General features: G+C 33.9%; 6 protein-coding genes. 4 read left to right on the forward strand and 2 right to left on the reverse strand.

Annotation, left to right across the window (positions count from 1 at the left end; translation table 11 throughout):
- Positions 1-509: 509 nt before the first annotated feature.
- A complete protein-coding gene (locus tag CJP74_RS05830) occupies positions 510-2,159 on the forward strand; it encodes an L-lactate permease (protein WP_245958046.1) in 1,650 nt (549 codons plus the stop codon).
- Between the two features lie 92 nt (positions 2,160-2,251).
- Here the strand turns inward: CJP74_RS05830 and CJP74_RS05835 are convergent, their stop codons facing one another.
- Positions 2,252-3,202, reverse strand: coding sequence for a 2-dehydropantoate 2-reductase (locus CJP74_RS05835; protein WP_119497336.1), 951 nt, complete (start codon positions 3,200-3,202; stop codon positions 2,252-2,254).
- A 155-nt stretch (positions 3,203-3,357) separates the two neighbouring features.
- Here CJP74_RS05835 and CJP74_RS05840 point away from each other — a divergent pair, with 155 nt between their 5' ends.
- From CJP74_RS05840 to CJP74_RS05850, 3 genes are read left to right on the forward strand one after another with little or no spacing between them, the layout of a single operon-like run.
- Positions 3,358-4,653 (forward strand): HlyC/CorC family transporter, encoded by a 1,296-nt coding sequence (locus tag CJP74_RS05840; RefSeq protein WP_119497337.1) that lies wholly within the window; start codon positions 3,358-3,360, stop codon positions 4,651-4,653.
- Positions 4,654-4,670: 17 nt separating this feature from the next.
- Entirely contained in the window at positions 4,671-6,125 is a 1,455-nt protein-coding gene (hldE, locus tag CJP74_RS05845) for a bifunctional D-glycero-beta-D-manno-heptose-7-phosphate kinase/D-glycero-beta-D-manno-heptose 1-phosphate adenylyltransferase HldE (RefSeq protein WP_119497338.1), read from the forward strand.
- A 6-nt stretch (positions 6,126-6,131) separates the two neighbouring features.
- Positions 6,132-7,127, forward strand: a complete 996-nt coding sequence (locus CJP74_RS05850; RefSeq protein WP_119497339.1) for an LpxL/LpxP family acyltransferase — start codon at positions 6,132-6,134, stop codon at positions 7,125-7,127.
- 107 nt (positions 7,128-7,234) lie between these two features.
- Here CJP74_RS05850 and typA read toward each other — a convergent pair.
- The coding region (typA, locus tag CJP74_RS05855) for a translational GTPase TypA (RefSeq protein WP_119497341.1) at positions 7,235-9,020 on the reverse strand (1,786 nt) is incomplete at its 5' end.

Raw genomic sequence — 9,020 nt, forward strand, 5'->3', positions numbered from 1 at the left:
GTAATAAATGCCCTGTATTATCTATTATTTGCTCTAAAAATGGAAAATTTTAGCAATTTGTCTTGCTTTATAAAAAATAAACAAATTGCATTTAGAAAAACTCAAAATTTGTTATTGAATATTTTTTAGCATTATGTCTATAATTCACACTTTTATGGAATTTTATTATTTTTTTATAAAATACTGGTTATTAACCTAGCATAAAACTCGACAATTTATATTTTTACTTTATAAAAGGCAAAAAATGATCGTTTTTGATCATTTTCTTCGATTTTGCGAGTGTAATTAACGAAAAAAGTGTGATCTATGCCACACTTTTCACATTTTATTTCTTTTTATATTGCTTTTAATACCATGTAATGGGGATAATATAGACAAATAAGAATTCGCAGATCTTACTCCTAATTATTTCCCCCATCCAAAATTCCCAAGAAAATCTAGATGTAAGATCAAAAGAATTCTAAGATTAATATTTTTATTCTTCATGGTGGATAATATAAATGTCAGGAATGGTAATTCAATTCATTTTAAGTGTCTTTCCAATTTTGCTATTAATTTACTTAATGGCAAAACGTAATGGACTTCCTTCATATGTAGCACTTCCAATTACAGGTGCACTAATTTTAGTACTTCAGTTAATTTACTGGGGTAACACAGGTAGCTCAGTTGCTGCTTCAGTAGTTGCTTCATTAATTGCTACATTAGTACCTGTAACAATTATTTTTGCCGCGATTCTTTTCAATCGTTTTATGGAAGTTTCTGGCAGTATTAAAGTTATTAAAAGCTGGTTAGCAAGTGTTTCTCCAAACCCAGTTGCACAATTAATGATTATTGGTTGGGCATTTGCTTTCATGATTGAGGGGGCTTCAGGCTTTGGTACTCCAGCAGCAATTGCCGCTCCTTTATTAGTGAGCTTAGGGTTCCCAGCAGTTAAAGTTTGTATTTTAACTTTAATCATGAACTCTGTACCAGTATCATTTGGTGCTGTAGGTACTCCTACTTGGTATGGTTTTAGCCAATTAACTGACGTTAATTTCTCTGAATTAGCTTCAAAAACGGCTATTATTCACTCAGTAGCTTCTTTAATTATTCCTGTAATCGCTTTATTATTTGTTGTTAAATGGTCTGAAGTTAAAAGAAACTTAGGATTTGTTTATCTTTCAGTTCTTTTCTGTGTTATTCCATACTTCTTAATCGCTCAAGTTAATGATGAGTTCCCATCATTAGTAGGTGGTGCAATTGGTATGTTATTATCTGTATGGGCAGCTAAAAAAGGCTTTGGTTTATCAAAAGCAACAGACACAGCTAAAGATGAAGATGCAACAGGTGAAAAAGCTGAAGTATTTGAAGCAGTTACACCTAAACAAGTTGCAAAAGCATTAATGCCTTTCGCTATCTTAATTGGTTTATTAGTTGTAACACGTGTACAACAATTACCATTCAAGGCGCTAATGAATAGCACCGCAGAATTATTTACAGTAGGTTTAGGATTTGCAGAATTTACTGTAACCAAATCTCTAACCTTTAGCTTAAATGATATCTTTGGTACAGGAATTGGTGATTCATATAAACTCTTATATGTTCCATGTTTAATTCCATTTGTTGTAACTGTTTTATTCTGTCAATTCTTCTATAAAGAATCAAAAGGTCAAATTACTGGCATTTTCACAGAATCAGCAAGTTCAGTAAAATTAACCTACGTTGCTCTATTTGGTGCATTCGTAATGGTTAAATTAATGATGTTAACTCCTGCTGAAACTAACGATATTAAATTATCAATGGTTTCTGTTATCGGTCAAGTATTCTCAAGTTCGATGGGTGGCGCTTGGTTATACGTAGCATCATACTTAGGTGCTGTAGGTGCATTCTTCTCTGGATCTAACACAGTATCTAACTTAACATTTGGTAGTATCCAACAATCAATTGCACAACAAATTGGTGCTAGTGAAACAACAGTATTAGCATTACAATCTGTTGGTGGTGCAATGGGTAACATGGTTTGTTTAAACAACATTATCGCTGTAGCGTCTGTAACCAACTCATTAAGTCATGAAGGTTACATCTTAAAACGCACATTCATTCCTATGTTCATCTACGGTATCATTGCAGCAGTTGTTTACCAAGTGTTTGTAATCCTATTCCCAGGTACATGGGCATAATACAAAATCACAAAAGGGCGGTCATCTGACCGCCCTTATGCTGTTTATTAATTGCTAAAGGGCAGTCTTAACGACCGCCCTTATTTTGCTTATTATTTAGCCTGTAAAAGGTATTCTTTACCGTGTACTAAAACTGTTATTAAATCATTAAATGGAGTAGGAATATTTAATTCTTTCCCACGACGACTAACATATCCATTCAAATAATCAACTTCAGTTAAGCGATGATTTCTGATTAGATCCTGGTGCATAGAAGGGAAGTGTTTTGCCCCAGAGAAAGTTTCTGCCGTAAATGACATTACAAATTTTGTCATTTCATCTATATCTAAAGAAATCCCTTCAGTAGATGCTATAGCGGCAAATTCTTTAATCACGCTATTAATAATATACTCGATATTGTTAATCTTACCTAAATCAAGCATGTTACTATCTAGGATTGTACATAAGCTATTCATACAACCATTTAAGCATGCTTTGCGCCAAATAGACCAGTAGATATTGTCAACAAATTCACACGGCAAGCCAGAGTCATTTATTGTCTGAGCTATAAGTTTTCCAAATCTCTCTGCTTCTTTGGAACTAACTACATTTTCAATTTCTGTTTTGCCATAACTAGAGAAAGACACATTAGCTGGTTCATTTACATTTGTAAATCTTGCTGTTACCACAGTAACGCCCATGTAAATGTTTTCTTTATGCGTGTATTGGCTTAAAGTTTCAATATGACCTAAGCCATTTAGTAAACATAATACTTTGGTATCTTCGGTAAGTAAGTGTTTTATTTGTTGAAGAAAACTATTTAGTTGTAAAGACTTTGTAAAAACAATAACTAGATCAACTTTTTCGTGGTAATCACTAGGTTTATAAGCTTTGATATAGGTTACTTTTTCTTGCCCTACTTCATTTACTTTTAGACCTGATTCGTTTATTTTATTAACGTGATCTTCCCAATTATCAAGTAATACCACATCATTACCAGCTTGTTTTAACATATGTCCATAAGAACATCCCATTGCACCTGCACCAGCAATAGCAATCTTCATAGTTTACTCCTTAGAAAAAGAAATATTATATCACTTATTATACCTGTATTAAGGGCATAAATTATCAATTTTAAATGTGATATAATAATCAAGTTAAAAAGTCTATACTCTAGGACTATTTCTTAGTTTTTATTATTTTATATTGGAACAAATTTATGGAATCTTCTGTCTCATTTTTGTTAATTATTATTCTTAGCTGTATGTTTCTTTCTGCATTCTTCTCTGCAAGTGAAACAGCCTTACTTACCTTAAATAAGTACAAATTACAAACAGCGGTATTACAGAATAGATATGGGGCAAAATCAGCAGATAAACTGCTAAAAAATTCAGACAAACTTATTAGTACAATATTAATTTGTAATAACTCAGTTAATATTGCAGCTTCATCCATTGCAACAATTCTCGGGGGAATAATTGCTGGTGAAGTAGGTATAGCTATAGCTACGGGTCTATTAACCTTTTTACTCTTAATGTTTTGTGAAATTATTCCTAAAACTTTAGCGGTAAAATACCCAGAACCAATTTCTTTTGCTTTAGCGCCAATCCTTTATCTTGTTTATAAAATTGTAACCCCAATTGTTTTTATCTTTAATCTATTTACAATTTTATTCTTTAAAGTATTTCGTATTAAACAAAACCCAACCAAAGCAGCACTTTCAAGTGAAGAGTTACGAGTTATTGTAAAAGAATCTCAAACTTTAGTCGGAAAAGATCATTCTGACATGATGAACTCAGTACTTGACTTAGAAAGAATAACTGTAGAAGATGTAATGATCCCTCGTCACGAAATCGTAGCTATTGATATCGATGATGATATTAAATCTATTATTCGTCAATTAAACCAATCACCACACAGCCAAGTGGTTGTTTATCGTGAATCATTAGAAAAACAAATTGTTGGTACCTTACGTATTCGTGAAGCTTATCGTCTTATGATGGAAACTAACGAGTTTACAAAAGAGTCGTTAGTTCGTGCCGTAGACGAAGCTATTTATGTTCAAGAAGGGACAAACCTAACCCGTCAGCTATTAAACTTCAAAAAAGCTAAACGTAAAATAGGTATTGTCGTTGACGAATATGGCTTTGTAATTGGTTTAATTTCAATCGAAGATATTCTTGAAGAAATTGTAGGTAATTACACAACCAACTCAATTACTGACGAACAAGAAGATATTGTTTTAGTTTCACCTGGGAAATACCTTATCGATGGTCAAGCAAACTTACGTGACCTCAATCGTAAGTTCAGCTGGAGTCTAAAAGCCGAAGATGTACGTACATTAAATGGTTTCCTTTTAGACAAATTCCAGGATATACCTACAATAGGCTCAAAATATACACACGATAACTTAGTTTTAACTGTTAAAAAAGTTGATCGTAAAGGTATACAGCAAATTGAAGTTATTGACCTTAAACGCTACAAAGCTGAGAAAAAGCAAGCTAGCACTAATTAAATCTATTCTCTTTTAATATGCTTATTGAAAATTTAGATTTTACTCCTGCAAACATTTTTGTTTTTGGGGACGTAATGATCGACCACTACTGGTACGGAGATACTTCGCGCATTTCTCCTGAAGCTCCAGTACCTGTAGTTTTATTTAAAAATGAAAACGCTACTCTAGGTGGGGCTGCTAACGTGGCTCGTAACCTAGTAGCATATAATAGTCAGGTTAATATTTCTGGTTTAGTAGGTCAAGACGCTAATGCCCAACACCTTGAAAACCTTTGCCAAGAAATAAATTTACCTTACCTATTTATCCCAGTTGAAAACGGGCAAACAACTAAAAAACTACGTGTTATAAGTAGACACCAACAACTGCTTCGCATTGACTTCGAAGAAGCTTATAATCGTAATTTTAATCTCGAACAAACTAAAGAACAATATTCTCAGGCTTTAGAAAAAATGGTAGCTCAAGCTAATGTTATTGTTCTTTCTGATTATATGAAAGGAGCACGTCTTCTTTTCCCTGAGATTATAAGTATTGCTAATAAATTTAATAAGCCTGTAATTATCGATCCTAAAGGAACAGACTATAGCATTTATAAAAATGCTAGCTTATTAACTCCTAATTTAAGTGAGTTTGGTCAAATTGCTAAACAGTATAAATTTACTGATGAGCAAGTTTTAGCTCAAGAATATGAGCAAGAAATCGCAAAAGCAATAATCGATGATTTAAACTTAGACGGCATCCTTATAACAAAATCTGAAAAAGGCATGACTTTGCACTTAAAAAATGGTGAAGTTTATCATCAACTAACTTATGCCGAAGATGTTTATGATGTTACGGGAGCTGGAGATACAGTTATTGCAACATTAGCAGCTGCTTTAGCAGTAAATATACCTCTGAAAGACGCTTGCTACCTTGCTAATAAAGCTGCAGGTGTTTCGGTTTCAAAACTTGGAGCAGCTACTGTTTCTTTAGATGAGCTTAAACAAGCATGTAATGCCAAAGACATGCAAAATACTTATGATACGGCTAAAGTAATTTCTCATATCCATCAAGAGCAAGCCTCTGGCAAACGTATAGTTTTTACCAATGGTTGTTTTGATATTCTGCACCGTGGTCACTTAAGTTATTTACAAAGAGCAAAAGAATTAGGTGACATTTTAGTTGTAGCCATAAATTCAGATGACTCAGTTCGCCGTTTAAAAGGGGAAAATCGCCCTATTAATAATGTTGCAGATCGTATGTTTATGCTCTCTTCATTAAAATTTGTTGACTATGTTGTCGAATTTAACGAAGATACACCTCTTGAACTTATAAAAGCTATTCACCCTGATGTTCTTGTTAAAGGGGCTGACTACAAAGTTGAGGATATTGTTGGTTATAAAGAAGTAACTGCATATGGTGGTAAAGTACAAACTATTACCTTTGTAGACTCTTATAGTTCAACTAATATTATTAATAAAATTAAAAATAATTAATCTCACATGAAAAAACAGGATCAGATCTTTGAAGCTAATCGTCCACATTTTAAAAAGGAATTTTTGCTTCCTAAATATTGGAAAATCTGGTTACTTATAGGTTTATGTTGGATACTATCGCTACTTCCCTACGCTGCTATTCGTTGGTGTGGTAAGCAACTAGGTAAAGTTTTTCGTTCTTCAAACCTTGGCGTTATTCGCAGACGTCGTAATATTGCCCGCATCAATATCGACATAGCTCTTGCTTCAAAACCTAAAGAACAAAGAGATAAAATCTTTAATGATTTTTGTGAAAATGTAGGTATTGCTCTTTTTGATATAGTAATAGCTTGGTTTTGGAGTAAAAAACGATTCAAAAAACTTATTCGTTTACCAAATAAAGATTTTTCTCAATGGTATGAGAAAAAAGCCTTTTTATTCCTTTGCCCGCATTTTCTTAACCTTGAAGTAAATGCACGAGCTATTGGCTTAATCTTACCTTCCTATGGCGTTTATTTAAAAAATGAAAACCCGCTTTGGGATTGGTTACAGTATTATTTCCGTTTAAGAAATAATAAAGCCTTAGTTGCCAAGGATAATCCAAGAGCAATGATTCGTACTTTAGCTTTAAAACACGGCTTATGGTACGCACCAGACCAAGATCTTGGCGTAAAATCTTCAATCTTTGTTCCTTTCTTTGACGAACCGCAAACTTGTACAACTACAGGTACTTACCAGTTATATCGTAGCTTTAACGATTTAACTCTTGTGCCTTGCATGTTATTACCTAGTAAGGATCCAAATTATTATTTCGACTTTCATATTTTAGATGCTGTTGATTTTGAAGACCTTACTCAAGAATTCGAAGCAGACAAAATTAGTCGTGACGAACTAATTCGTCAAGTAGTTATTAGAACAAATCAAACGGTTGAAAAGATGATCAAGTTAGATATTTCTAACTATATGTGGCTTCATAGAAGATTTAAAAATCGTCCAGAAGGACAAAAAAGTTATTACGAATAAAAAATTCCTCTGAGCTCTATTAGCTCAGAGGATTTTTTTGCCTTAAAAAAACCTCTGAATTTTTGCAAATTCAGAGGTTAATGTTAAATGTAAAAAAGTGATAAAGACTATTTATTTGCTTGACGATAAGCACGACGACGATCATTTTCTGTTAAGTATTTTTTACGAATACGAATTGATTCTGGAGTTACTTCAACTAATTCGTCATCATCAATAAATTCAATAGCTTGTTCTAGTGAAAAACGAACAGGCGGAACTAATACTACTGCATCGTCTTTACCTGCAGCACGCATATTGGTAAGTTTTTTACCTTGTAAACAGTTTACAGTTAAGTCATTGTCACGACTGTGAATACCAATTACTTGTCCTTCATAAACTTCAGTATTAGCATCTATTAATAGTTTACCACGTTCTTGGAGTGAAAATAAAGCATATGCTAAAGCTTTACCTGTACCATTTGAAATTAATACTCCGTTAACACGTTGACCAATTTCACCTGGTTTAACTAGATCATAGTGGCTAAATGTTGAATAAAGAAGACCTGTACCTGAAGTCATAGTCATAAATTCACCACGGAAGCCAATTAGACCACGTGCTGGAATAATATAGTCTAGACGTACACGACCTTTACCGTCAACTTCCATATTTTTAAGTTCACCTTTACGTAAACCTAAAGCTTCCATAATTGAGCCTTGGTGTTGTTCTTCAATATCAACTGTAACTTGCTCATATGGTTCTTGTTGTACACCGTCAACCTCTTTAAAAATTACACGAGGACGAGATACAGCAAGCTCATAACCTTCACGACGCATGTTTTCAATTAATACAGATAAGTGAAGCTCACCACGACCTGAAACACGGAAAGCATCCGGATCTTCAGTTTCTTCAACACGTAAAGCAACGTTATGTACTAATTCTTTACGTAAACGCTCTAAAATTTGACGTGACGTAACAAATTTACCTTCTTGACCACAGAATGGAGAGGTATTTACACAGAAGAACATAGTTACTGTAGGTTCATCAACGTGAAGAGCAGGTAAAGCTTCAACATTATTAACATCACAAATAGTATCTGAGATGTTTAATTCACCTAACCCTGTTAAAGCAATAATATCACCTGCAGTAGCTACTTCTTGTTCTACACGTTGTAAACCTATGTGACCAAGAACCTGACCTACTTTAGCGTTACGCTTATTACCTTCGGCATCAATAATAGCAACTTGTTGGTTAACTTTAATGCTACCACGTTTAATACGTCCAATACCAATAACCCCAACATAGCTATTATAGTCAAGTTGAGAAATTTGCATTTGGAAAGGAGCATCTAAATCTACATCAGGTGGAGATACTTTTTCAATGATAGCTTCAAATAATGGAGTCATATCTTCAGCCATATCATTGTAATCTAAACCTGCAATCCCGTTTAATGCCGAAGCGTAAATAATAGGGAAATCTAATTGCTCATCAGTTGCACCAAGATTTACAAATAAATCGAATACTTGGTCAATAACCCAATCAGGACGTGCACCTGGACGGTCCACTTTATTTACTACCACAATTGGTTTTAACCCATGCGCAAAAGCTTTTTGCGTCACAAAGCGAGTTTGAGGCATAGGGCCATCTGTAGCATCTACAATTAGAAGTACAGAGTCAACCATTGATAATACACGTTCTACTTCACCACCAAAGTCCGCGTGTCCAGGGGTATCCACGATATTGATGTGATAGTCACGGTAGTTAATCGCTGTATTTTTAGCTAAGATAGTAATACCACGTTCTTTTTCAATAGCATTACTATCCATAATACGTTCTTCAACTTCTCCACGAGAACTTAACGTACCAGATTGTTGTAAAAGTTTATCAACCAAAGTTGTTTTACCATGGTCAACGTGA

Origin of the sequence: Psittacicella melopsittaci (genome assembly GCF_003585925.1) — a bacterium.
GTDB lineage: Bacteria > Pseudomonadota > Gammaproteobacteria > Enterobacterales > Psittacicellaceae > Psittacicella > Psittacicella melopsittaci.

Coding starts and splice junctions, on each gene's coding strand:
- CJP74_RS05850 (WP_119497339.1), top strand. CDS start 6,132: ATGAAAAAACAGGATCAGATCTTTGAAGCTAATCGTCCACATTTTAAA.
- CJP74_RS05835 (WP_119497336.1), bottom strand. CDS start 3,202: ATGAAGATTGCTATTGCTGGTGCAGGTGCAATGGGATGTTCTTATGGA.
- CJP74_RS05840 (WP_119497337.1), top strand. CDS start 3,358: ATGGAATCTTCTGTCTCATTTTTGTTAATTATTATTCTTAGCTGTATG.
- CJP74_RS05830 (WP_245958046.1), top strand. CDS start 510: ATGGTAATTCAATTCATTTTAAGTGTCTTTCCAATTTTGCTATTAATT.
- hldE (WP_119497338.1), top strand. CDS start 4,671: ATGCTTATTGAAAATTTAGATTTTACTCCTGCAAACATTTTTGTTTTT.